The following is a 24636-nucleotide window of genomic DNA, read 5'->3' as shown; positions in this document are numbered from 1 at the left end:
CTCAGGGTCAAAAAAGGGTCATAAAAAAGGCGCCCGGTTCGGGGCGCCTTTGATCAATCGCATTCCAATCCGGATCAGATGGATTCGTCGATCCAGCTTTGCAGCGCGGCTTTGGGTGCTGCGCCTGCGCGGTTAGAGACAACCTGACCGTCCTTGAAGATGAACAGTGCCGGGATGCCGCGCACGCCCATCGCAGCGGCTGCGTTCGGGTTGCTGTCCACGTCCACCTTGGCGATTTTCACCTTGTCGCCATACTCAGCGGCCAGTTCTTCCAGTGCGGGGCCGATCTGTTTGCAAGGACCACACCATTCCGCCCAGAAGTCCACAACCACGGGAACGGTCGAGTTCTTGACTTCGGCATCAAAGGTATCGTCGGTAACGGCTACGGTCGACATATTCTGTCTCCTGAATGGGGTAAACTCGGGAAAGGAACGTAGGTGCCGCGTCGGGTAAGGTCAAGATATCTGGGCGCGGGTCAGCGATTGCGTCACAAGATCGTGTGGCAGCCACATCAACGCGGCCGTCCGCGTCCACAGGATGGCGGTACGGATGGTTTTGTCCGGGTAAATCTGGCTTAACGCCTGCGCATAGGCCCCCATCTGTCGCAACAGGCCTTCGGGGCAGGCTTCTGGCTGGTCGGGCACCGTGGCATTTGTTTTGAAATCAATCACTTGTACTTCGGTATCCGTTATGATCAGCCGGTCGATGATGCCATGCATCCGCCGCCCGTTCAGTTCCGCTGAAACGGGGACCTCGGCCAGCGCATCCGGCGCGAAGACTGGTTTCAGGTGATCTGCTGTCAGAACCTTGGTGACCTCAGACAACAACTCGGCTCTCGCCTGATCCTGCATATCGGGTAGAACCCGAGCGCACAGCATGTGCCAGTCATCCCGAGGCGCGCTGGGAAGATGTTCCAGCAGCAAGTGCAATCGGGTGCCGCGCAGCTTTGCGGCCTCTTCATCCTGCCCCGCATCACCCGGCAGCGCCTTTGTCCCACCAAGATCAGAAGGGCTGAGGGATTCTGATTCTGCAGGCGGATCCTCGGCGGGATGCTGGAAGTACGCAGGCAGGTCCTGACTAGGCTCGACGTGTTCGCTGTGTTCGACCAGCGGCAACCCCTCCCAATCGCCATGGGCCAGTTGCCGTGTCTGCGACCCCTCTATCTGTGTCGCGCCCGCGCGCTCCATCGCGGCCTCGACCATCTGATACCAGCTGGTTCCATCCTTTCCGACATCCCCAGCAGCGGCCACGATTAACCACCTTTCCGCCCGTGTTAGAGCCACATAGAGCAATCGAAGGCGCTCATTCTCCTCGCGGTTTCGGGCCTCCTCGCGGGCGGTTGAGATCAGCTTGGGCGAGACATCGGCAGGGACTTTCCACAGGGGCGTTCCATCAGCCACCATGATCTCGGCATCGCGCGGGGCCTGCCGTTTGCCGGTATCCGGCAGGATCACGATGGGCGCTTCCAACCCTTTTGAGCCATGCACGGTCATCACCCGGATCATGTTGCCCACGCCGCTCATCTGGCGTTTGATCTCCAGATCGTCGGTCTGCATCCAGATCAGAAAGCCGGTCAGGCTGGGAATATCGGTCCGCTCATAAGCCAAAGCCTGCGAGAGCAGCGCGTTGATCCCATCTTCGGCCTCGGCCCCCAGCCGACCCAGCAGCTTTCGCCTCCCGTCATGGCGGGTCAGGATGCGCTCGATCAGGTCAAAAGGCCTCAGAAAGTCGATCTGTCCGCGCAGATCGTTGAGGATCGCAAGCGTCTCAGGAAACTCGTCCGAGCGATTGCGCAGCGCGGCCCACAGGAATTTCTCTTGCCGGCGATGGGCCAGATCGAACAGAGCCTGCTCGGACCAGCCGAACAGAGGGGATTTCAGGACCGTCGCCAGCGACAGGCTGTCTTCGGGCGTGGCCAGAAAGCTCAGCAGCGCCGCCAAATCCTTCACGGCCAGCTCGGCTCCGACTTTCAAACGGTCGGCCCCGGCGATGGGCAGATGCAGGGCTTTGCAGGCGCGGATGATCTCAGCAAACAGGTCCGAGCGGCGCTGGACCAGGATCAGGAAATCCCCCGGCTGAACCCTGCGGCGCACGAATGTGCCGGGCGTTTCGCCATCCTCGGGGATTGTGGCCCCAGTGTCGATCATGTGCTTGATAGACTGCGCCACCTGCTCGGCCAGAATGACGGTGTGGTGGCGCGACCCGGGCCGATCCACCGGATCAGTCCAATCGCCATCCTCGTCATCCTCGACCTTTTCCACCACGGGCCAGAGGTCTACGCGTCCAGGCAGGTCTGCCTTGAAAGCACGGTGCTGGCTTTCCTTGTGAAACCCGGCCTCGGCCTGATTTTCGAACAGAAGATCAACCAATGACAGGATCGCACTGGAGGATCGGAATGAGTATTCAAGCGTCGAATCCCACAGTTTAGAGCCTGATTCATCAAGCTTTCGCCCAAACTCGGCCTGCATCCGGTCAAAGGCCTGAGGGTCGGCGCCCTGGAAGGAATAGATCGACTGTTTCTTGTCGCCGACCACAAAGATCGTGCGTTCAACCTCGGATCGGGCCCCTTCCCCGCTGGTGAATTCTTGCGCCAGCTTCTCGACCACGTCCCATTGGTCCGGGCTGGTGTCTTGCGCCTCGTCCACCAGAATGTGGTCGATGCCGCCGTCCAACCGGTACAGAACCCATTCCGCGACCGCCGGGTCGTTCAAAACCTGTCGCGCGCGCAGGATCAGATCGTCAAAGTCCAGCCATCCGCGCAGCTGCTTACGGCGTTCATATTCCGGCAGGAAAGCTGCAGCGAAGCGATGCAAAACAGTGGTTTTTTGCGCAGCGACCAGAGCCAGCCGTTGTTCGCGCGCAACCTCAACCCGCAACATCAGCGATTCCAGCTGTGGCATGCGATCCGCCAGAACCCCTTCGCGCAAGGCTTTGGTCGGGAAGCCGTTGATCTTGGCGGTGAACGGCTCCTTCGCGCCCTTGCCCGTCAGCAAGACGCCTTCCAGCGTAGGTAGATGAGCCAGTTTTGCCTCAGTGAACGCTGCGAGTTTTGCGGCGGCCTTGGCGTTGTTGCCGCCGCTTTCGATCAGCGCAGGCAACATGGATTGGATCAGATCAACCTCACCGCCCAGAAACACCTGCCCCGCAAGGGTGTCGTCGTCAAAGCCCTCTGGCAGGCCAAATCGCTGCAGCAGGTCCGAGCGCTGCAAGGGCTGCGCGAACAGGTTCCGCTTTTGAGTCACTGCTGCGGTCAGCCTGTCGAACCCGGTATCAGTGATGAACCGCGCAATATCCTCGATCAAACCGGCCTGAGGGCCCTCGGCGAAATCCTCGATGATCTCTTCGCGCAGCAATGCGGCGGCGCGGTCCTCCATTTCGGCAAATTGAGGGCTGACACCGGCCTCAAGCGGGAAGCGACGCAGCAGTGAGGCACAGAAAGAGTGGATGGTCTGGATTTTCAACCCGCCCGGGGTCTCAATCGCACGGGCAAACAGGGTGCGGGCCTGCGCGAGACGGTCCGAGTCGATTGCGCCTTCGACGCCCAGATCCGTCAGCTGCGCCAGCAACGGCGCGTCCCCCAACATCGCCCATTCCCCCAGCCGTTTGAACAGCCGGTTCTGCATCTCGCTTGCGGCAGCCTTGGTATAGGTCAGGCACAGGATGTGCTGCGGCTGCACCCCGCTCAGCAGCAGCCGCGCCACGCGGTCGGTCAGCACGCGGGTCTTGCCCGACCCGGCATTCGCCGCCAACCAGGTCGAAGCATCGGGGCGCGCGGCCTGCACTTGCCGCTCGGTGGCATCGTTGCGGGCGCTCATGTCAGATCCTCAGGCAGGGTTTCGGCCGTGCGATCCCATTCGCCGAACCGGGCCAGATGATCATAGTCGCCGATATCGGTGTCCTTGTGCAGCATGCGGCGCGATGAAAAACCCTGATCAGGGTCTAAGTAGGCAGAAATCAGCTCTTTTAACTCAGCCAGCACCTTGTCGGCGGGCTCTTTGGTCAACGGTGCTGCGACCTCTTTGTAGCTGCCGCCCATACCGATGAAGATCGCCTCGGCCACGTCGTTGGGGTCGATCCCTTCGACGGCGCCCTGCTCGGCCATGGCGGCTTCGATCAGCAGCTGTTTGTCGAACTTCGCCTGCTGGCTTTCTGTAGGCGGCGCGCCGGTTTTGTAATCCACAATCCGCAACGCGCCTCGGCTGTTGCAATCGATCCGGTCGGCACGTCCGGCGATGGTGAAATCCAGAGGCTCCAACACCAGTTTCATCACGGCCTCAAACGCAACCGGGCCACCGTCGCCTCGGCGATTGATTTCGGCACTTAGAAAGTCGTCGGCGATCCGTTCTAGCCGCGCCAACCACAGTTTGCGCGCGGTCGGCCAGGCGACGTGTGTTTCTAGCAGGTCATGTGCGCGTTTCAGGAAGTTTTCGCGGGTCAGCAAGGCGGTATCCAGCACGCTGTCCTTGACAAAATGCTCCAGAATTTCATGGATCACGATCCCGCGCAGCAGCGCATCGGGGGCCTGCACCAACGGATCGAGCGGTTTCAGGCGCAGCACATGTTTGGCGTAAATCGCATAAGGGTCGCGGATCAGGCGTTTGATCTCGGTGACTGAAAGGCGTCGCGGTCGGGCGGCAACCGGAGGTTTGGGCGAGGGGCGATGCGCCGTCTCTATCCGAGGGGCTTGCTCCAGTGTTTTAGCCCAGTTCAGATAGGTCCGTCCCCGCGCGCGCATATCTGCGAGGGCCGTCTGGCCGCCTTGGTCGGGCAGGCCCTGCAACAGGTTCGTCAGACGGTTCAGCCAGCGCGAGGGCACGGTTTCCGCATCGTCTGAGCGGGTGGCGCGGGTCAGCCAGACTTCGGGCGCGCCGATGGCCTGTTGGAAGTCATGCGCCGAAAGCCCAATCCGCCGTTCGGGCAACAACAAACCCGCCTTGTCGCGCATCTGGCGGTTCAACCACGGGTCCGGGGCTGGGGCTTCGGGCCAGCTGCCCTCGTTCAAACCACCGAGGATCAGCAGATCTGCACCCTGCACCCGGGCCTCGAGCGTGCCCCAGATCATGATATGCGGGTGCGGGGCGTCGCGGTCGCGGACCTCTTCTCCGGCCAAAAGCGCGCCTAGCAGATCGGCGAAGTCATGGGCGGTCATGGGACCGCCGTGATGCGCCTCATCCCGCAGATTGGTCAACACCGACAGGGCCTTTTGGCCCGCGTTCTTGTCCAACAAGGTGCCTTGGTCGCCTGCATGTCCGGCCGAGATCGCCTCGGACAGAGACAGCAATCGGTCGACCCATTCGGACAGGGGGAGTTCCCCGGTGATTTGCTGATCGCAGAAATGCGCGCTGACCCAGCTTACCCATCCTTCGGGCGCTTCAGTGCGGATCGCGGATGCGTTCAGACTGTTTTGATCCGGGAATGGAGGGCCATTGCGGCGCAGGTCCAGCTCGAGATCGCGGGTATGCAGCAGATGAGCCCCCCGTTCACCCCCGTCATGGCACAGAGGATGTTTCAGCAGCGTCAGCAGCGCCTCACCCTCCAGGCGACGCGCAAAAAGGCCCGCCACATGGCGCAGAAACCGGCCGGGCGGAGACAATTGCAGCGGAAGACCAGCACTATCATCGGGTAGGATGTTCCAGCGATCCAATGCCGCGCTGACCTGCCGGGTCAGCATCCGATCGGGTGTAATCAAAGCGGCGGTCTGGCCCGTTTCGGCCGCCTGCCGTAGGCGAAGGGCGATGGCGAGGGCCTCGGACCGGGGCGAGTCTGCCTCGACTAGTGTCAGGTCGCGCGTGGCCTGGTCCAACTCGGTCAACTGTGGGCCTTCGGACATCCACGCGTCGGTGATAGGGGCAGGGCGCAAAGCCAGCGAAACCAATCGGTTACGCGCGGATGAGGGCGATTGTTCATCCGTCCAGGGCAGGATCTGGTCATGCTCCAACCCCAGCTCTCGCATCAATTTGCGGAACCGATATTGCGGGTGATCCTCAGAGGTCAGCGCCTCGTCCAGACGGTTCCAAACGGCACGCGGCTGGTCGAAATCATAGCCCGGCAGGATCAAGGCCCCTTGCGGCAGGCGTGCGACGGCTTGCATCAGCATTAGCGTGGTACCACGCGATCCGGTCGAGCCGGCCAAAATGACGGGATGTTGCGGCGGAGCCTCCTGCCAGCGGTCGATCAGGTTTTCGACCACTCGACGTTGCCGCGCCTGTGCGTCCATCGCCTGATCACTTGCATCGACAAAATGGTCTGCGATTCCGATAAACGCCTGTGCGCGGGCCCAATGGCCGGACATATCGCTGACATCCAATTGGCGGATCGCCTCTGGCGACACGCCCTCACCCTGCATCTCATCAATCAAGGCGGCCAGACTGTCGGACAGATCGAACAGGGAGGCCCGTGCAGCCAGATCAGGCTGTTGGTCGAGCAGTTTTGAGATCAGCTGGGTCAGCTCCAACCGCCGCCTCAGCGCGGGCATGGCGGGCGGAATCTGTGCCAGATCAACGCTTTCGCCCAGATCGGTGACCAGAGAAAGCTTGGGCAACAGGCAGGGCGGCCCCTGATCGAACAGGTCGCGCACTCGTCGGGCCATGCGGCGCGTGTTGACCACCAATTGCACACGGGCCAACGCCTCGGGCGGGCCGGAGGCACGCTGTCGTAGCCCTGCAACAAGCGCTTTGGGAAAATCTGTGCCCGGAGGAACTGCGAACACCCGTGGATGAGCGCTGAGGTCAAACATCCGCCAGCATCCCCTCAGCCAGTACGATCCCTTCGGGGCGTCCGACATCGCACCAACGACCGGGATACTCCAGCGCAAACAGGCGGTTGCGGTCGTGCATCTGGTTCCACAACAGGTTTAGCGAGAAGGCCTGCTCCGGGATATGCCGCAGCCCGTCGGTTTTCAGAATCTGCACGCCGCCATAGACCAGACCCGGACCTCGCGTGATCCGGCCGTCGGCATCAGCGGTAAAGTCCCCTTCGCCCGCATGCCCGATGGTTTGACCAATCGGGACGCACATCAAAAGCGCATCCATCCGGTCCGGGTCCCATGACTGTTGTAGTAGGCTCAGCGGGTTGGGACCGGCCCAGATCGCATCGGTGTTCATGGTGAAAACCGGGCCTGTGCCAAGCAGAGGCAAAGCCGCCCGCAAGCCGCCGCCGGTTTCCAGAATCTCGGGTGTTTCATGCGAAAGCAAGATACCTTTGGGCGCTAGATGCGCCTGCAACTGATCGGCGTGATAGTGGAGGTTTGCAACCACACGGGACGGATGAACGGCATCCACCAGCGCAAGCGCGTGGTCGATCAGCGGGCGCCCGGCGACCTCAATCAGAGGTTTTGGCCGGTCCTTGGTCAGCGCGCCCATCCGGGTGCCGAACCCGGCGGCAAACAACATCACGGCATCGGGAGATTGGCTCATGACGCTTTCAGCCTTGCGAGGTTTTCTGCGGTTGGTTCAGGCAGGGCGTCGCGCAGGATACCGGCAACCGGGATCAGCGCGGGATGCTCCAGATCGCGCATCAGATGCGCCCATGTGGCGGGGATCAGATCGACGTAATGTGGCTTGCCATAATCCGTGGCCAGCCGGGCGAAAACACCCAGAATACGCAGGTTTCGTTGCGCGCCCAGAATGCTGTAGGCGGTGCGGAAGTCATGGTCATCCATACCAGAGACCGCGATATAGCGATTGACCATTTGCATTTCGATCCCGGTCGGCACGGTCCGGCGCACATCCTGCAAGAGCGACACCAGATCGTAAGCCGGGTGCCCCAGCATCGCTAGTTGGAAGTCCAGAAGCCCGACGCGCTGCACACCGTCACGCTCTGGCAGCCAGATCAGGTTTTCGGCGTGGTAGTCCCGCTGTACGACGACTTTGGTGCCCGAGGTTTCCTGGAGCAGGATATCAGCAAAGCGTAGCTCGAACCTCTCCTGCGCGTCTTCATCGAGGTCGCCCAAAATGGCGTGTGCGTATTTGGTGAAGGCCAGAGCGGCCAGCTCGGTCATCAATGTGGGATCGTATGAGGGCAGGGGCAGGATCGGGGCCTCATGCAGGTGCAGAAGAACATCCGTCGCTGCCTCATATAGGCGGCGTTCCTGGCTCGGGTCCTTGGTCAGAACGCGTGAAAACAGATCATCGCCCAGATCCTCCAGCACCAAGAAGCCATTCTGATTGTCTTCGGCGTAAATCTCGGGCGCGCTGAGGCCCACTGCACGCAGATGGTTCGCGATCCGGACGAAGGGTTCGACATCCTCTCCGCGATCCGGCGGGGCGTCCATCAGAACCGCCGAGCGACCGGTCGCCGGATCAGTCAGACGCTCATACCTGCGGTTCGAGGCATCCCCGGCCAAAGGTGCGCGCGTGGCATTGGCCCATGGCGTCTGTGCAATCAGGGCCTCGGCCAGCACAGTGCGATCTGTCATAGAGTATTCTCCACTTTCCCAAGCCATTTCGGATCAGACCAGGACAGGGTCAGATGGCGTGTCTCGGTCTCAATCGGGTCGGTTTGGAAGGCAAGCGTCAATGCGGTGTCGGGGGTCAACGACCCAAGTTTGTCGGGCCATTCCACAAGACAGAGCGCAGTGTCGAAGGCTTCGGTCAGGCCCAGCTCGTCCACCTCATCTACCGAGGTCAGCCGGTAGAGGTCACAATGCCAGATCTCGCCGATCTGCGTGTCATAGGCCTGCACCAGTGTGAAGGTCGGTGAGGGGACATCCTCAGGCGGGTTCATCAGTGATTGGATGAGGCTACGGGCAAAGTGGGTCTTGCCGCTGCCGATCTCACCTTGCAGCAGCACCACATCCGCAGGTCTCAGGGTCGCGCCAAGACGTGCCGCAAAATCTGCGGTGTCCTGAGGGCTTTGCAGAGTGAGGGTAACAGGTGCCGAAGTCATGGCGCCACAATGGACCTGCGCCCCAGCGGCTGCAACCCGGTTCAGGCGCTGATCTGGGCCATGGGTTCGGCGGTCAGAGAATTGCTTGCCGTCGCAAAGCGCACGATCGTGGCACCGTTCTGCATGGGCATAACGGTACAGTCCAGCGCGGTGCCGTTGCGCATCTGAATCTCGGCGCTCCATTCGGTACGGTCATCGCGCATATCCACGAAATCGCGGATCTCTCCCAGGACCGGGGTAGCGACGCAATGATCCTGCCAGATGCGCGTGACCTCGGTTACCGTTTCACTGTGAAATCCGGCCTCATCCTGGGTTCCCCAAAGCTGCTGGTAGGCATAGTTGGTCAGGGCCAATGTGCCGTCTTCGGAAAAGACCGCGATTGCGTCGGCCAGCTTGTCGAGGATGGATTGCATCAGGTCCATCTCGGACCGGAACCGCCGGGTCAGGGTGATCTCGGCAGTGATGTCTTCGAACAGAAATGCTACGGCGCCATCGGGATGCGGGCGGCCGCTGACCGAATAGACCGAGCCCGAGGGCAGGGACCATGTCTCCTGATAGTTCCCGTCCTCGGCCGCCTCGAGCAGGTCGTTCATCTGGTTGCGCCATGACCGGTAGTTTTTGGGCTCAGGCATCATGTGCTGATCCCGCAGCCGGTCAAAAAAGCTGGAAATATTGGGACGGCAGCTGAGGAAATCCGGCGGCAGAGTGGTCAGGTCGATTAGCGCCGGGTTGAACAGGGCCAGTTGACGGTTGCGGTCGAAAATAGCCAAGCCGATCGACAGCTGCGCAAAGGTCTTGGTCATCGTCTGCACGAATTTGCGCTGTGCGGTTTCAGCTTGCACAATTGCATTGATATCAACCGCATAGAACAGGCGGCCTTCCGCATGGTTCACCTGGGTCAAATCAAACCACAATTTGCTGTCACTTCCTGCCACGTCGATCGAGACGCGGGATTTCCCGCTGCGCCGCGGCTCGGCCCCGGTGTCCGGGAACAGGGGCAGGGTCAGGTCGGCATCCAGCCCGCGCGCCTTGCGGACAAGGGCGACATAGGCCGCGTTGCACCAGCGCACGCTGGCGTTCTGATCCAGCAGCCAGACCGGGTAAGGGGCCTGATCCATCGCCAGCCGGATCGGATCATTTGGATCGCGCAGTTTGGATTTCTTTTCTCTTGCCGGTTCGTGCAGTTGAATCCGAACGATCCCGTCAATCCATTCGCACAGAACCTCACGCTCAACCGTGCAGTCGATGGCTGAGACAACCAGGTTGCCCTGATCGCGCACGAGGTCAGGTGTTTCCGGGAAGGTGGGGAAATCACGCTGTAACAAGCGCCGCAAATCGTTCCAGTCCGCAACATGTTCGAAACCGGCGAGCGCTATGTCAGAGTGGCTGATCAGGCGGTCGCCATCAAACAGAAAAACGGCGTCGAACAAGGAGCTTGCGGTGAACATGCCATAGCTGTTGTCCCGCCGGGCACGACGCGGCAGCAGCCACATGACCGCAAAACAGCACGAGACCAAGCTGATCGCGGCCAGAATGATCCAGTCTGCCATCTTCTACCCTTACGACTGCGGAACCCCAACGCAACCTAAGGCGAGAATGGTTAACGGTGTCTTAACTCAGACCTGGATAGGCTGGTTGCGCCCGGATGGAACCGGGGTATCGCCTTGCTGCGCGTCAATGCGTTTGCGGGGCCATTCGACTTTGACGATGGCTCCCCGGCGGTCAGGCTTGTCCGAGAGGTGCTGATAGGGGTCCGAGCCGTTGGCAAATTCCAGATCCGCCCCGCTGCGTTCCAATAGGGTTTTGGCGATGAACAGGCCAAGTCCCATTCCTTCATATTCAGGGCGCGCGCGCTGGTCGGTCTCGGCCCGTCTACGCCGCATCAATGGATCACCAATCCGCCCGATCAGATGCGAGGGGTAACCGCGCCCGTCATCCATGATACAGACGGTGATCTTGTCCGAGGTCCACTCCGCCTCGACCCAGACATTCGCGCGGGAGAAATCCACGGCATTCTGGATCAGGTTGCGCAGCCCGTGAATGATCTCGGGTTTACGCAGGATCGAGGGTTGCTGCACATCTCCATCCAGCACCGGTCCTTCGGCGAAATGCACGGTTTTGCCCCTGTCTATATGCGGCTCAGCCGCTTCGTGGACCACCGTCGACAGGGGCGCTTGACGGAGATGCAGATCGTCTTTGCCCGCACGTCCCATATCGCGCAGGATGTCCCGGCATCTGTCCGCCTGCTCACGGATCAGGGCGGCGTCTTCTTTCAGTTCGGGTCGGTCGTCGAGTTCCTCGATCAACTCGGAACTGGCTAGTTTAATCGTCGCCAGAGGGGTCCCCAGCTCATGCGCGGCAGCCGCAACAACACCGCCAAGATCAGTCAGCTTCTGTTCACGCGCCAGCGCCATATGCGTGGCTGCAAGCGCCTCGGACATCGAACGCGCCTCGGAGCTGACCCGGTGCGAGTAGGCCCCGATAAAGACAATGGCGATGATGATCGCGGCCCAGTTGCCGAACAGAAGAATGTCGGGGATCTGCAGGACCAGGCCAATCTCGGTCCGCAAGGGCAGGTGAAACTCAGCCAGAAGCGTGGCCAGCGCAATCGCCACGGCCCCCACGATCAGCGTAGAACGGGTGCTCATGACATTGGCCGAGATCGTGACCGGACCCAGCAGCAGAAGGGCAAATGGATTGTTCAATCCGCCGGTCAGATACAGCAGGATCGCCAGTTGAAACAGGTCGAACAGCACCATCAGGAAGTTTTGGAACTCGGTCAGGCGTTTGTTCTGCGGGAACAGGAAGCTGGCCGTCAGGTTGCCGATCACCGAAACGCCGATCGCCAAGTAACACAGGGTGACCTCAAGCTGCACATGATAGCTGTGCTGAGCCACCGTAATAGCCGTGATCTGGCCAAAGATGGCCACCCAGCGCAGTAGGATAAGGGTGCGCAGCCTGATCCAGCTGCTTCGTTCCTGACCGCCCCATAAACTCTGGTTGGATTCTGCCATTGGTCACTTATGTCCTGTTGCATCGGCTGATCATCTTGATAGGTGTCCCGGCTGATACGATCAACAACCCCTTGCACACGGAAAACGATCATGACCCGCCTGTATGCTATTCTCGCAGCTGTCATTCTTGCCATCGGCCTTGGCGCCATGTGGCTTTTGACAATGGGGTCTGGGTCGGATGACAAATACGCGCAATGCCGGTCCAGCCAGATCGCGGGCGGAGCGGCGGCAATTGGCGGTCCGTTCGAACTGGTCAACGGCAAGGGCGAGACGGTCACCGACAAGGATGTGATCACCGAGCCGACGCTGGTTTATTTCGGCTATACGTTCTGTCCCGATGTCTGCCCGTTTGACATGTCCCGCAACGCTGAGGCAGTAGACATTCTGGCCGAGCGTGGACAATCCGTGACACCGCTGTTCATCTCGATCGACCCCGATCGCGACACGCCTGAAGTGGTCGGAGACTACGCCTTTAACCTGCATGAACGTCTGATCGCTCTGACCGGTTCACCCGAGCAGGTCAAGGCCGCCAGCCAGGCCTACAAGACCTACTACAAGGCCCATGACAAAAGCGACGAATACTATCTGGTCGACCATTCCACCTTCACCTATCTGGTCACACCCGAAGATGGGTTTCTTGAGTTCTTCAAACGCGAAGACACAGCGCAGCAAATGGCAGACAAGGTCGGCTGCTTTTTGGACCAAGCCGGGTCCTGACAAGCCAGTTTGACCTTTGGCCCCGCGCTGCTATTACTTCTAGGTAAAGCCAAAGGCATGAAATAGCGGAAAGACTCAACGATGGCAGACAGTTCCCAGCTTGATATCGGCCCCGATAAATCTCTGCTTCTGGTGGATGATGACGAGCCGTTCCTGAGACGCCTTGCCAAAGCCATGGAAAAACGCGGTTTCGAGGTTGAAACCGCCGGTTCCGTCGCCGCAGGCCGCGCCATTTCCACCGCTCGTCCGCCGGCCTATGCGGTTGTCGATCTGCGGCTAGAGGATGGCAACGGTCTGGATGTCGTCGAGGTGCTGCGCGAAAAGCGCCCCGACAGTCGGGTCGTGGTGCTGACCGGCTACGGGGCCATCGCCACCGCCGTCGCCGCTGTCAAAATCGGCGCAACCGACTACCTATCCAAACCCGCCGACGCCACAGACATCACCAACGCGCTGCTGGCCAAGGGCGACGAACTGCCCCCGCCACCTGAAAACCCGATGAGCGCGGACCGCGTGCGGTGGGAACATATCCAGCGGGTCTATGAACTGTGCGACAGGAACGTCTCGGAAACCGCGCGGCGCCTGAACATGCACCGTCGGACGTTGCAGCGTATTTTGGCGAAGCGCAGCCCGCGGTAAAAAGCAGAGCTTTGACTAGTATGTTCAGAGGGTAGTCTTTCAGGCTACTCGCCAGACTTCGGATAGATGAACCCGTTTACCGGGTACAAACTGCCGTATTGCCCCGGAACGCTCTCGACCCGGACCAGTGTCCAGTCATTGTTCTTGGAGACATCTTTCACGCCCATTTTCAACGACACTTTGTTGCGGTGCCAATTGGCGTGGTTCACGATGACGACCCGGTCGCTAACAACATCGGACACGACAGCCACATGGCCCAGCGGCATCCCGCGCGTTGCCCGAAACGACATGACCGAACCGACAGCCGGTTCGTTGCCTCGCTCAAACGCACTGCGCGCCTTGCCCCACCAGTCCTTGGCATTGCCGCGAATTTGGATACCGCTGAGGCTACGTGCGTAGGGCACGCACCACACCCTTTGTCCCCGAGCCTGCTTTTGCGAGACCTCTTGCAGGGCCATTGACTGACGTTCCGGATCAAGTTGCGCGTCGGTCGGGCCGTGGGCGCACGCAGAGACTAGACTCAAAAGCCCCACCGCAACCGCGGTTCGCGCGCCGCCGGATAGGCGCGGCCAAGTGGTGTCCGTTTTGCGTTTGCCCGTATTCAAGAATCTTCACTGCCCATTTTGAAGACACGCAAGTTTTAGGGTGACCTGATGTGTTGTGAAAAGAGGCTTGTCAGCACACGGCAAGATTTCGCCGGTTCTCTGCTACAACGTCAAGACAAAATGGTGAGATTTTAGGCGAATCTGCAACCGAAGTTTTGATCACTGGACGTTGCCTGAACGTGCACCGCCAAACACTGCGGCTGGTTTTGGCGAAGCGCAACTCGCGCTAGTGTTTGCAACTTGGACTTGCTGTCAGTCTGCGAGCTTACTTGATTGCGACATATGGGTTACTCCATTGCCTTTTCTTTTAAGTAGCAGACAAACAACCCCACCAGACCTATGAAGAACCCCCAATGGCCTGCCGTTTCAAATACATATGCCAGCCTATGCGGCGGAAAGCAGTCCTTGCCGCAGCGCAAAGCGATTCCGGCCCAAACTAGCCAAGTACTCGAGTAAACTACGAAGCCAAAGAAAAAGGCACCCAAGAGCGGCAGCAGGGGTCTGTTCTTGCATCGCGCAGAGTAAGCTTTGGTGCCGATCCAAATAGTCAAGAACAGATACGGCCAAACCCAAATGCTGATCGCTGTAACTGCCATCGACCATCGCTCTGCGTTTGAGTCCACATAACACTTGGTGCAGCGATCAAACAGAACAGCTGAAATGATAAAGCAACAGAAATTCAACGCTATGAAGGGCCCGTAGACTAAGAGGCGTCGAACTAAAGCCAGCATTCTCCAACTTTCTACTTAGCCTTCAATCAGCAAAACAAATTGAGTAATTCGCAATGCCGCTCAGTATAGGCCTTTCGCACGTCCACAGGCGGCCTTAGCCTGATCTCCAACCCCTCCATCACCGCCCGATCCGGACGGCCAAAGAACTTCGTCGCCTCCGCCTCGGAAAAGCCCGCTATCTGGGTGGCCTCCATCCAGGCGCTTATCTTGTCGGCCTTTTTGATCTGCCGTTTTACCGATTTAGGCACCTCGGCGGGAAGTCCAAAGCGAATGTGGATCGCTGCCGCCAGACGGTCATCCAGTGCGCCGTAGTCCGGGCCTACGGCGGATTTGACGGGTGAGATCATGTCTCCGATTACGTATTCCGGCGCGTCGTGCAGCAAAGCTGCCAGCCGCCATTTCACGGGCGCTTTGGGTGCGATACGGCCAAAAAGGTCTTCGACCAAAAGTGAATGCTCGGCCACGGAATAGGCGAAATCGCCCGCCGTTTGTCCGTTCCAGCGCGCCACAAAGGCCAGACCATGGGCGATATCCTCGATCTCGATATCGACCGGGGTCGGGTCCAGCAGGTCCAGCCTGCGGCCCGACAGCATCCTCTGCCATGCGCGGGGTTGTGTTGCCATTCTGCCATGCCTTGTGAAGTGGGACACAATAAAACCAAATTGTTTCTGCTATGATGTACCTGTCAGGATCACCAGCTGCCAACGTTTTCTTGAGCATTCGTGCTTTGAAACCACACCAACTGATCCCGACATTCAAACCGAGGGGGGCACTGGCTTCTCCCGGTGCGCTCCTCTCACAAAGTAAAACGAAAGGAGTTTGCTATGTTCAAACGTATATTCGCAGTCGCCCTGACCTTTGGCATGGCCGCCACGGCCCCGCCCGCCTTTGCCCAGAATTGTGCAGAGCGCGAGCATGTGGTTGACAAGCTGCAGAAAAGCTACTCGGAAGAGCTGGTTTTTGGGGGTTTGCAGAAAACACGCGGCGCACAATCGGTCATGGAGGTCTGGACCTCACGAGAAACGGGTAGCTACACCGTTTTGGTGACCCATGCGAACGGCTTAAGTTGTATTGTCGCCGTTGGCACCGATTTTTTCGAAGCGATTCCGAAGGTCAAGGTTGACGGCACGCCCAGCTGATTTTGTGGCGTAACATCCCGTTTTCGGTCATCCACATTGCCACCTGCCCCAAGGGATGCTAGGGGCAGCCGGAACTGTGATTGACCGCAAAAATGGAGCGCCTTATGGCCGGGGACTATATCGTCAAAGACATTTCGCTGGCCGGGTTTGGCCGCAAGGAACTGGATATCGCCGAAACTGAAATGCCGGGCCTGATGGCGCTGCGTTCGGAATATGGTGAAAGCAAGCCTCTGAGCGGTGCGCGGATCGTTGGGTCGTTGCACATGACCATCCAGACCGCCGTTCTGATCGAAACGCTGGTTGCCCTGGGCGCGGATGTGCGCTGGGCGTCGTGCAACATCTTCTCGACCCAGGACCACGCGGCAGCGGCCATTGCCGAAGCAGGTATCCCTGTCTTCGCCATCAAAGGTCAGACGCTGGAAGAGCATTGGGACTACTTGGACAAATCCTTCCTGTTCGAAGATGGCCCTAACATGATCCTGGACGATGGCGGCGACGCGACGCTGTATATCCTGCTGGGCGCTCGTGCCGAAGCGGGTGAAGACATTATCCCCGTTCCGAGTTCGGAAGAGGAAGAGGTGATCAAGAAGCAGATCGCCAAGCGTATGGCGGCTAGCCCGGGTTGGTTCACCAAGATGCGTGATCAGATTCAAGGCGTGTCCGAGGAAACCACCACCGGTGTGAACCGTCTGTATCAACTGGTTAAAGACGGCCACCTGCCGTTCCCGGCGATCAACGTGAATGACAGCGTTACCAAGTCGAAGTTTGACAACAAATACGGCTGTAAAGAGTCGCTGGTCGACGGTATCCGCCGCGCCACCGACACCATGATGGCTGGTAAGGTTGCCGTGGTCTGCGGATATGGCGATGTGGGCAAAGGCTCGGCTGCTTCGCTGCGTGGCGCAGGTGCCCGCGTGAAAGTGACCGAGGTCGACCCGATCTGCGCGCTGCAAGCCGCGATGGACGGGTTCGAAGTCACCCTGCTGGAAGACGAAGTCGCGACAGCCGATATCTTCATCACCACCACCGGCAACAAGGACGTGATCCGCATCGAGCATATGCGCGCGATGAAGGACATGGCCATCGTTGGCAACATCGGTCACTTCGACAACGAAATTCAGGTGGCCAGCCTGAAGAACCACAAATGGACCAACATCAAGGAACAGGTGGACATGATCGAGATGCCCTCGGGCAACCGCATCATCCTGCTGTCCGAAGGCCGTCTGCTGAACCTCGGTAACGCCACCGGTCACCCGTCCTTCGTGATGTCGGCGTCCTTCACCAACCAGGTTCTGGCGCAGATCGAGCTGTTCACCAAAGGGGATCAGTACGAAAACAAGGTCTACATCCTGCCCAAGCATCTGGATGAGAAAGTGGCCCGCCTGCATCTGGATCGTATCGGCGTGAAGCTGACCAAGATGGACAATGAACAAGCGGCCTATATAGGTGTTGCGCCGGAAGGCCCCTACAAGCCCGAGCACTACCGCTACTGATTGCGGATCGGGTATGACCAAACGTTCAGGACGCCGCCGGATATTGTATCTGGCGGCGTCTTTCTTTTCGATCATCGTATTTCTATTTCTTGTTGGGTCGACCGGGTATGTGGTGCTGTCGCATCCCAAATCGCCGGTGCCCGATCACTGGAATCCTTTGCGGGATTTGACACTGACCGCGCCGGTCACGCCCGTCACCAAGTATCAGTTAAACCGGGCATTGGCGGATGAGGCGCAGTGCCGGGCCACAATGTCTGAGGCCGGTGTTGCGTTCTCGGAGATGGAGGATCTGGTGGTTGATCAGAACTGTGGCATCTCCGGACGGGGTGAGCTGTCCCGCCTGGTCAGTGCCCAGGTGGGCGGGGTCGAAACCCGCTGTACAACGGCCCTTCGTCTGGCGATGTGGGAGCATCACGTGGTTCAACCTGCCGCGCAGGATCTGTTGGGTACTCAAGTGCGCGCCCTGCGCCATCTTGGCAGCTACAATTGCCGCCGTATGCGGACCGCGCAGGGTGAGAACAGCGGTTGGAGCAGCCATGCAACAGCGGATTCGATTGATATCATCGGGGTGGAACTGGCGGATGGGAGGACGCTCAGCCTGTTGCAGGATTGGTCCTCGCCGGGGTCTGAGGCTGCGTTTCTACAGCGGATCGGAAAGGGGGCCTGTGACTGGTTCCGCGTGGTTTTAAGCCCCAATTTCAACCGACTGCACGCGGACCATTTTCACCTTCAAGGCCCCGGCTGGGGCTATTGCCGGTAGGTATCCCGGACCCGCAGAACAGGGCCGGGCCAGGATCAGCGTCCGCTGACCGCATCCGCCAGTGACTTGAACCGGACGATCTTGTAGATCCCCTTGGAGGCATCCTCGCCATTGTTCAGAACGGGTGAGCGGTGCAACTCGTTAATCGTGGCATAGACATACCCATCCGCACCGATCGAGAAGCCGTCCGGCCACGGCAACTCATCATCCGACTGGAACAGAACCTCATAGCTGCCGTCCGGTTTGGTGACACCCAGCGCGCTGTCCGTCATCGCAGTGATATAGACATTGCCGCCGGTATCGACGGTCGAGCCGTCCGAGATCGGTTTGTCGCCATAACGTTCCACCTGCGCCTCAAGATCGGCATCCGATAGGCTTTCATCCAGCAATGCCGCCGTGGGGATACGGTACATTGCGCTTGCCGTCATCGGGGCGAAATAGACCCAGGTATTGGTCGGATCGACGGTGATTGGGTTGATACCGATCTTGGCCGGATTGCCGCCCAGCGTGATCTCGCGCCCGTCAATCACCATCGGAGTATCCTCGGGGATCGTGTATTGGGACCCTTCCAGAACGCGCCGCGCGCGGCCCGTCTCAAGATCAACCACGATGATGGCCGAGTTCTGACCGTCACCCGTATCCGAGATGTAAATCGCCCCATGATCGCGGTCGACTGCAAGGTCGTTCAGGAACGAGGTCGGCCGCGCGACCGGGGCGCCGATATAGTGGATCGCATGTAGTGTTTCGGTCTTGGTGTCCCAACCGACAATACGCCCGGTCTGGTTTTCACCCTGTCCGTCCAGCATCCACAGGATACCATCGCGATCTGCCCGCAGGCCCAGAACGCCGTTCAACCCATCGGCATCGTCTTGCGGGGCACGGGCCCAGTCCTCGGTCGGGTAGGGCTTGGTTGACCCGTCGGGCATTACTTCGACCACGCGCAACTCGGGCCCGTAGAATTCATGCACCGACATGAACATGCGCCCATCCGGTCCAATCGCCAGATTGCCCGGAGGCATGGCCTTCTCGAACTCAAGATACGTTTCCAATTCGGCTGCTGCCGCGGGCAAAGCCAGCGCCAAGGCGCATGTAGCTGCATAGAGCGATTTCATCGGGTCCTCCTCTGATGTGCCCGATCAGATACCATTTGAAATTTTCGCGGATAACTGGCTCAATTTCGAAACCAGTGTTAGGAATTTTCGAATGTACCATGTGAATGATCTGCTGACCTTTGTCTCAGTCGCCAAAACCGGAGGGGTCGGATCGGCTGCAAAGGCGCTGGGCATTTCGGCGGCGACGGTCAGCCACCGGATTGCGAAACTAGAAGAGGTGCTGAACCTCAAACTCTTTCACCGCAACAGCCGCCGGGTGCAGCTGACCAATGAAGGTCTGATCTTTCTGGATCGGATCGAGCCTGTGCTGTCCGATCTGCGCGAGGCCGAGTTGGAGGCCGGAAGCGGCAAGGGCGCGCTGCGCGGCCATCTGCGTGTGACCCTGTCGCCGTGGATTTTGTCCCGGTTCATCATGCCGTTGATGGACAGCTTTCAGGAGGATCACCCGGACCTGACGATCGAGTTTCTGGCCGTCGACCGCTATGTCTCTCTCGTCGATGAGGGCGTCGATTGCGCCATTCGCGTCGGTCAGTTGGCGGACAGTACCCTGAAGGCGCGCAAGCTTTGCGACAACGACCGGATCATCTGCGCCGCGCCGGGTTTCATTGCACGATACGAGATGCCCAAATCCGTCGAAGACCTGCGCAAGATGCGCTGGGCGTGTTTGCCTTGGCAGACGCGGTTCGACACCCATGAGGGGCAATTGTCCGTCACACGACGTATTGCCGTTTCCAACTCGGACATGCTGACCGAAGCCGCAGTGCAGGGGTTGGGGCTGGCGGTCAAGTCCCGTCTGGCCGTTCAGCGAGAATTGCAGCAGGGTACGCTGGTCGAGGTTTTGCCGGGTGCGTTGAAATCCCCATCTGCACCAATTGCCTTTGTTCACGCGGGCAGCAGCACGCCGGGGCGCAAGGTTCGCGTGTTTTCGGACCTTGCAGATCGAGCCTTTCAAGGCGCGCGGCAAAGGCGCTCCTCCGCTTAGGGGGAAAGCACGGAATTTTTCCCTTTGTGGGAATAGGAGGAATGGCTAGGCTTCCGACACCTGTTTTTAGGATTTGAGTAACCGCAGCCAGGACTGCTGATAGGGAGACTGTTTTATGGGAAAACGCGACGATCTGATCGCCAAATACGCCGATGATCTGAAAAACAAATGCGGCATGGATGCCGATATGGACCTGCTGACCAAGGTCACCATCGGGTGCGGTCCGGCGATCTATGACGCCGACGCGTCGACCGTGGCAGCCAGCCAGGACGGTGAGCTGGAGACCGTCAAAAATAATTTCCTCATCAAAAAGCTGGGTCTGGCCGACGGGCCCGAGCTGATGGAGGCCATCAACTCGGTTCTGGAAACCTATGGCATGTCTGAGCGCAACAAGTACCGCGCGGTGGTCTACTACATGCTGACCAAGCATTTCGGCAAAGAATCGGTTTACGGCTAAACGTTACGTTTTCCACCCAAACGCCCGCCTCCCCATCGGCGGGCGTTTTTGTTTTGAGTTATATTTTAAGGACTTGGTGTTTGAAGCGGCCTGAGAAAACAGGCTATGGTCCTTATGTGGCCAGGACGGTCAGAACCAACAGATTCCAGTACGCGTGTGGTGAGTAGGGAGCACGTGGGGTAGGGAAGGTTCTGCACCGTGCAGGGCCTTCCCTCTACTTTAATCGGCCTCAGTCGAACCCAAGGCGCAGATCACCTGCCATTCCGCCTCGGTAACCGGCTGTACTGACAGGCGAGAGTTTTTCACCAGTATCATCTGATCCAGACGCTCATCCGCTTTGATCTGGTCGAGCGTGACGTGAACTTCAAACGGCCTTACCGCCTTGATATCCACGCAATCCCAGCGTTCATCATCGGTGGTGCTGTCGGGATGGGCCTCGGTGCAGACCTCGACGATGCCAACGATCGCCTTGTCCTTTTGCGAGTGATAAAAGAACCCGCGATCACCGATTGCCATTTGCCGCATGAAATTGCGCGCCTGATAGTTGCGCACGCCGTCCCATTCTTCGCCCACATCCCCTTTGGCAACCTGCTGGTCCCAGCTCCAGGTCGACGGCTCGGATTTGAACAGCCAGTACGCCATCAGCCAATCACCTTTTTCCATGGGATCAGTTCAACGGACTGGAATAGGCCTGCCTTAGCATAGGGGTCATTGTCGGCCCAGCTTTGCGCGGCGGCCAGATCTTCGACATCGAGAATAATCAGCGAGCCGATCATCGCATCTCCGTTCAGCAAAGGGCCTGCCTGAGACACAACGCCAGTTGACTCGATATAGGCCAAATGGGCCGAGCGGTTGTCCAGACGGGTTTGCAGCGCGCCGGGTTTGTCACGGGCGATGAGGGCGATCAGCATGTTATTCCTCCTTGAGGGGTCGGTTGAGCAGGGTTTCGATGGCTTGCGCCACACTGTAGGCGCCTTGGCTCAGGTCGGCCACAGTGGCGCTGATGGGCATGTCCAGACCTTCGGCCTTGGCGATGTCGGCCATGGCGCGGGCGGTGGCGACGCCTTCGACAGTTGTTGTGGTGTCAAAAGGTTCGTCTCGACCCAAACACAAGCCAAAACGATAATTTCGGGACAGCTCGGACGAGCAGGTCAACACCAGATCTCCCAGGCCAGAGAGCCCCATCAACGTCTCTGGCTGTGCGCCGCGCATGAGGGCAAAGCGCTGCATCTCAGCAAAGCCGCGCGTCATCAGGGCAGCACGGGCACTGTCGCCTAGACCGGCCCCGATGGCAGCGCCACATCCGATGGCCATAACGTTTTTCAATGCGCCGCCGAGTTCCGCTCCGATCACATCGGTGGTGCGGTAGAGGCGCAGATTGGCGGTAGTTAGTTCGGCTTGCAGTGTTCCGAGCAGATCGGCATCTGCACAGGCCAAAGTCAGCGCTGTCGGCAGGCCACGCGCAATGTCATCCGCAAAGCTAGGGCCCGTCAGAAGCGCTGGTTGTGCGTCCGGAATGGTTTCCCGGATCACGGAAATCGGACCGAGGCCCGAGGACAGTTCAATCCCCTTGCAGCACGCAACCAGGGTTTTCCCGGCCAGCACCGCCGCGTGTTCCTGCAGTGCATGGCGCAACTGTTGCATCGGCACAGACACCAGAAGGACATCGTTTGCCGCCGCTTCTTTGATATCAGAGGTGACGGTGATGGCATCGGGCAAGGCGACATCGGGCAATCGGCTCTTGTTGATCCGATTATCCTGCATGGCTTTCGCCTGCTCGGCGCTTCGCGACCACAGGGTGACCGGCCCGTTACCGGCCAGCGAAATCGCCAGAGCCGTGCCAAACGCCCCTGATCCGAGAACCGAAACGCTCATGCCTTTGCGCCCTTTTTACCGCTACCCAGCATGGCTGGACTGGTCTGGTCCAAAGGCCAACGTGGCCGCGCTGCAAGATCCAAGCCGTCGCGCGCACCTGTGCGAAACTGTTCCATCCCCGCATAGGCGATCATGGCCGCATTGTCGGTGCAAAGCTCAAGGGGTGGGGCGGTGAAACGTGCGCCTTTTTCGGCACAAACAGACTCTAATGCAGAACGAATGGCCGAATTTGCAGCCACACCACCCGCGACGGCAATGACCGGGTCCGATGGGGTCTCGGCCAGATACAGATCCATGGCGCGACTTGTTTTCTCGGCCAAAGTGTCCACGACTGCCTGCTGAAACCCGGCGCATAGATCGGCGCGATCCTGACGGGTCAGGCCGCCTTTCTCCGCGACGATCTGATCCCGCATCCGCATCAGCGCGGTTTTCAGCCCCGAGAAAGACAGGTCACATCCGGGCCGGTCCAGCAGGGGCCGCGGAAAGCGGAACCGCTTTGGATCGCCCTGGCGCGCCTCGGCCTCAACCGAGGGTCCACCAGGTTGCGGCAGGCCCAGAAGGCGGGCCGTTTTGTCAAAGGCTTCGCCGGGGGCATCGTCGATAGTGCCGCCCAGACGGGTGAATTGCTCGGGTCCGTGGGCGATGAGATATTGGCAGTGCCCGCCCGAGACCAGCAGCATCAGGTACGGAAAGGCTACTCCATCCGTCAGGCGCGGGGTCAGAGCGTGACCGGCCAGATGGTTTACCCCGATCAGAGGTAGGCCGGTCGCAGCACTAATCCCCTTGGCGCACATGACGCCGGACATGACTCCTCCGATCAGGCCGGGCCCGGCGGTGACCGCGATAGCGTCCATATTGGCCAGTGTTAGACCCGCATCCTCTAGCGCCTGTACGACGCAGATATCTAGTTTTTCCGCATGGGCACGTGCAGCGATTTCGGGGACGACACCCCCATAAGCGCTGTGCAGCTCGGTTTGGCCATGGACAATCGACGACAGCACTTCGGCCTCTTTGCCGTCGGTTTGGCGCACGACGGCGGCGGCTGTGTCGTCACAGCTGCTTTCCAATCCAAGGACGGTAAGTGTTTGCACCATTGGCGTGATCCGTTGCATCATGATTGCCAAGCGGGGTACCACCCTGCGCGGACGCAAACAATCCCAAGGCCGAAGGCGCCGATAGTTGTATTTGTTGATGACCCGCCCTCGCGCCGCCTCGGAGAGGTTCGTTGCGCAGCTTCCCACCCGCGTCAGATCGCGTGTTGAAGTCATCCATTCCCCCATTCTGGAAATTAAACCGCTGGCGGTTCCGATCTGCACGGCCGAGACGCAGGGGCTGATATTCACGTCTTCCAATGCAGTGAATGCGGCAGCCTCGGCGGGTGTGCGTCAGGATTTGCCTGCCTATTGCGTGGGTCCGACCACGACTGCGACCGCCGAAGGCGCGGGCTGGGATGCGCGTATGGTCGGTGGCACGGCAGAAGAGCTTGTGGCCGGTCTACTGCAGATCAGACCAACAAGCCCGCTGTTGCATCTGCGCGGCGAACACAGCCGGGGCAACATCGCCGAGCGTCTGACCGAGATGGGCTTAACCACGCGCGAACAGGCGGTGTACCAGCAACTTCTGCTGCCTCTCAGCCCCGAGGCAAAGGCCGCATCCGAGGGCGACAGGCCAGTGATCGCGCCTATTTTCTCACCCCGCACCGCGCGACAATTTGCCGACATTTGGGCGGGCACTGCCCCGCTATGGCTGGCCGCAATCAGCGAGGCAACGGCGGAACCCCTTAAATCCTTGGGGTATGAACGTCTGAGGATCGCCAAGGAACCGACGCCCAAGAAGATGCGTAAGGCCGTTAAAAAGCTTGTGAAACACGCGTTGCGGGTTGAGAGAGAGCCGGGTGCAGATTAACTTGGAACAGTCTGTAGTTCTGGTGATTTTAGAATCGATAAGGGGAATTTGACGGTGGCGGGCAAAAAGAAATCCGATCAGGAACCGGTGGAAACCCCGAAAACAGACGATGTGGTCGAAGATGTAAGCGTTGAACCTGGCGGTGAAACTGAAGGGTCGCCTGTTGACGAAGATGCGCCGAATGAGGACCTGATTTCCGAAGCCGAAGCCGAGGCCCAAGCCAGAGCCTAAGGCGAAGCCGAAGCCGAAGCCGAAGCCGAAGCCGAAGCGTCCGTCGAGCCGTCGGAACCTATGCAGGCCGATGAGAAACCCGCTGAACCGACC

General features: G+C 59.5%; 23 protein-coding genes and 1 pseudogene. 9 read left to right on the top strand and 15 right to left on the bottom strand.

Going from position 1 to position 24636, the window contains the following annotated elements; all coding sequences use genetic code 11:
- Positions 1-74: 74 nt before the first annotated feature.
- The 8 genes and pseudogenes from trxA to regB all read right to left on the bottom strand — a co-directional run.
- Positions 75-416, bottom strand: a pseudogene (gene trxA, locus ACR0J4_RS16695) (thioredoxin); the annotation flags it as partial.
- Positions 417-455: 39 nt separating this feature from the next.
- The gene (gene addA, locus ACR0J4_RS16690) at positions 456-3815 is read right to left on the bottom strand and encodes a double-strand break repair helicase AddA (RefSeq protein WP_170643406.1); all 3360 of its coding nucleotides are present in this window, start codon (positions 3813-3815) and stop codon (positions 456-458) included.
- Positions 3812-6736: a double-strand break repair protein AddB gene (gene addB, locus ACR0J4_RS16685; protein WP_170643405.1), complete on the bottom strand. Its 2925-nt coding sequence runs from the start codon at positions 6734-6736 to the stop codon at positions 3812-3814. The genes addA and addB overlap by 4 nt, the downstream gene beginning before the upstream one ends.
- Positions 6729-7415: a nucleotidyltransferase family protein gene (locus ACR0J4_RS16680; protein WP_170643404.1), complete on the bottom strand. Its 687-nt coding sequence runs from the start codon at positions 7413-7415 to the stop codon at positions 6729-6731. Before ACR0J4_RS16680 ends, addB begins: the two co-directional genes overlap by 8 nt.
- Positions 7412-8416 carry a phosphotransferase gene (locus ACR0J4_RS16675; protein WP_170643403.1) on the bottom strand — a complete coding sequence of 335 codons (1005 nt, stop codon included), beginning with the start codon at positions 8414-8416 and terminating at the stop codon, positions 7412-7414. The genes ACR0J4_RS16680 and ACR0J4_RS16675 overlap by 4 nt, the downstream gene beginning before the upstream one ends.
- Positions 8413-8886: a tRNA (adenosine(37)-N6)-threonylcarbamoyltransferase complex ATPase subunit type 1 TsaE gene (tsaE, locus tag ACR0J4_RS16670; RefSeq protein WP_170643402.1), complete on the bottom strand. Its 474-nt coding sequence runs from the start codon at positions 8884-8886 to the stop codon at positions 8413-8415. Before tsaE ends, ACR0J4_RS16675 begins: the two co-directional genes overlap by 4 nt.
- Positions 8887-8927: 41 nt before the next feature.
- Positions 8928-10436: a PAS-domain containing protein gene (locus ACR0J4_RS16665; RefSeq protein WP_170643401.1), complete on the bottom strand. Its 1509-nt coding sequence runs from the start codon at positions 10434-10436 to the stop codon at positions 8928-8930.
- A 66-nt stretch (positions 10437-10502) separates the two neighbouring features.
- Positions 10503-11900 (bottom strand): sensor histidine kinase RegB, encoded by a 1398-nt coding sequence (gene regB, locus ACR0J4_RS16660; RefSeq protein ID WP_170470634.1) that lies wholly within the window; start codon positions 11898-11900, stop codon positions 10503-10505.
- Between the two features lie 90 nt (positions 11901-11990).
- Here regB and ACR0J4_RS16655 point away from each other — a divergent pair, with 90 nt between their 5' ends.
- Positions 11991-12617, top strand: coding sequence for an SCO family protein (locus ACR0J4_RS16655; RefSeq protein ID WP_170643400.1), 627 nt, complete (start codon positions 11991-11993; stop codon positions 12615-12617).
- 81 nt (positions 12618-12698) lie between these two features.
- Positions 12699-13253 (top strand): ActR/PrrA/RegA family redox response regulator transcription factor, encoded by a 555-nt coding sequence (locus tag ACR0J4_RS16650; protein ID WP_050604676.1) that lies wholly within the window; start codon positions 12699-12701, stop codon positions 13251-13253.
- A gap of 44 nt (positions 13254-13297) precedes the next feature.
- On the opposite strand, the gene ACR0J4_RS16645 is transcribed toward ACR0J4_RS16650, so the two are convergent.
- Together ACR0J4_RS16645 and ACR0J4_RS16640 are read right to left on the bottom strand one after the other, a co-directional pair.
- Positions 13298-13657 (bottom strand): CHAP domain-containing protein, encoded by a 360-nt coding sequence (locus ACR0J4_RS16645; protein WP_480668746.1) that lies wholly within the window; start codon positions 13655-13657, stop codon positions 13298-13300.
- A 958-nt stretch (positions 13658-14615) separates the two neighbouring features.
- Positions 14616-15212, bottom strand: coding sequence for an HD domain-containing protein (locus ACR0J4_RS16640; protein WP_170643399.1), 597 nt, complete (start codon positions 15210-15212; stop codon positions 14616-14618).
- 201 nt (positions 15213-15413) lie between these two features.
- On the opposite strand from ACR0J4_RS16640, the gene ACR0J4_RS16635 reads away from it, so the two are divergent.
- The 3 genes from ACR0J4_RS16635 to ACR0J4_RS16625 all read left to right on the top strand — a co-directional run bounded on the left by ACR0J4_RS16635 (position 15414) and on the right by ACR0J4_RS16625 (position 17981).
- A complete protein-coding gene (locus ACR0J4_RS16635; RefSeq protein WP_170380174.1) occupies positions 15414-15728 on the top strand; it encodes a hypothetical protein in 315 nt (104 codons plus the stop codon).
- A 104-nt stretch (positions 15729-15832) separates the two neighbouring features.
- Positions 15833-17221 carry an adenosylhomocysteinase gene (ahcY, locus tag ACR0J4_RS16630; protein ID WP_170551106.1) on the top strand — a complete coding sequence of 463 codons (1389 nt, stop codon included), beginning with the start codon at positions 15833-15835 and terminating at the stop codon, positions 17219-17221.
- Between the two features lie 13 nt (positions 17222-17234).
- Entirely contained in the window at positions 17235-17981 is a 747-nt protein-coding gene (locus ACR0J4_RS16625; protein WP_170643398.1) for an extensin family protein, read from the top strand.
- Positions 17982-18016: 35 nt separating this feature from the next.
- On the opposite strand, the gene ACR0J4_RS16620 is transcribed toward ACR0J4_RS16625, so the two are convergent.
- On the bottom strand, positions 18017-19093 hold the full coding sequence (locus ACR0J4_RS16620; RefSeq protein WP_170643397.1) for an L-dopachrome tautomerase-related protein: 1077 nt from the start codon (positions 19091-19093) through the stop codon (positions 18017-18019).
- A gap of 91 nt (positions 19094-19184) precedes the next feature.
- On the opposite strand from ACR0J4_RS16620, the gene ACR0J4_RS16615 reads away from it, so the two are divergent.
- Both ACR0J4_RS16615 and ACR0J4_RS16610 read left to right on the top strand, forming a co-directional pair.
- Positions 19185-20075, top strand: coding sequence for a LysR family transcriptional regulator (locus ACR0J4_RS16615; RefSeq protein WP_170643396.1), 891 nt, complete (start codon positions 19185-19187; stop codon positions 20073-20075).
- Positions 20076-20190: 115 nt separating this feature from the next.
- Positions 20191-20532: a DUF2853 family protein gene (locus tag ACR0J4_RS16610; RefSeq protein ID WP_170380170.1), complete on the top strand. Its 342-nt coding sequence runs from the start codon at positions 20191-20193 to the stop codon at positions 20530-20532.
- Between the two features lie 219 nt (positions 20533-20751).
- Here the strand turns inward: ACR0J4_RS16610 and ACR0J4_RS16605 are convergent, their stop codons facing one another.
- Genes ACR0J4_RS16605 through tsaD form a run of 4 tightly spaced genes read right to left on the bottom strand, consistent with a single transcriptional unit; the run spans position 20752 to position 23501 of the window.
- Positions 20752-21174, bottom strand: coding sequence for an EVE domain-containing protein (locus tag ACR0J4_RS16605; protein ID WP_170643491.1), 423 nt, complete (start codon positions 21172-21174; stop codon positions 20752-20754).
- Entirely contained in the window at positions 21174-21443 is a 270-nt protein-coding gene (locus ACR0J4_RS16600) for a YciI family protein (protein ID WP_170643395.1), read from the bottom strand. Before ACR0J4_RS16600 ends, ACR0J4_RS16605 begins: the two co-directional genes overlap by 1 nt.
- Position 21444: 1 nt before the next feature.
- Entirely contained in the window at positions 21445-22407 is a 963-nt protein-coding gene (locus ACR0J4_RS16595; protein ID WP_170643394.1) for an NAD(P)H-dependent glycerol-3-phosphate dehydrogenase, read from the bottom strand.
- Positions 22404-23501, bottom strand: a complete 1098-nt coding sequence (gene tsaD / locus ACR0J4_RS16590) for a tRNA (adenosine(37)-N6)-threonylcarbamoyltransferase complex transferase subunit TsaD (RefSeq protein WP_170643490.1) — start codon at positions 23499-23501, stop codon at positions 22404-22406. Before tsaD ends, ACR0J4_RS16595 begins: the two co-directional genes overlap by 4 nt.
- A gap of 97 nt (positions 23502-23598) precedes the next feature.
- Between tsaD and ACR0J4_RS16585 the strand changes: the two genes are divergently transcribed.
- Positions 23599-24312 carry a uroporphyrinogen-III synthase gene (locus ACR0J4_RS16585; protein ID WP_170643393.1) on the top strand — a complete coding sequence of 238 codons (714 nt, stop codon included), beginning with the start codon at positions 23599-23601 and terminating at the stop codon, positions 24310-24312.
- Between the two features lie 54 nt (positions 24313-24366).
- Entirely contained in the window at positions 24367-24543 is a 177-nt protein-coding gene (locus ACR0J4_RS16580) for a hypothetical protein (protein ID WP_480668745.1), read from the top strand.
- Positions 24544-24636: the final 93 nt, after the last annotated feature.

It is taken from the genome of Ruegeria sp. B10, assembly GCF_056539825.1.
The sequence above is the reverse complement of the archived record's forward strand: the minus strand, read 5'-3'. Positions and strand labels throughout refer to the sequence as shown.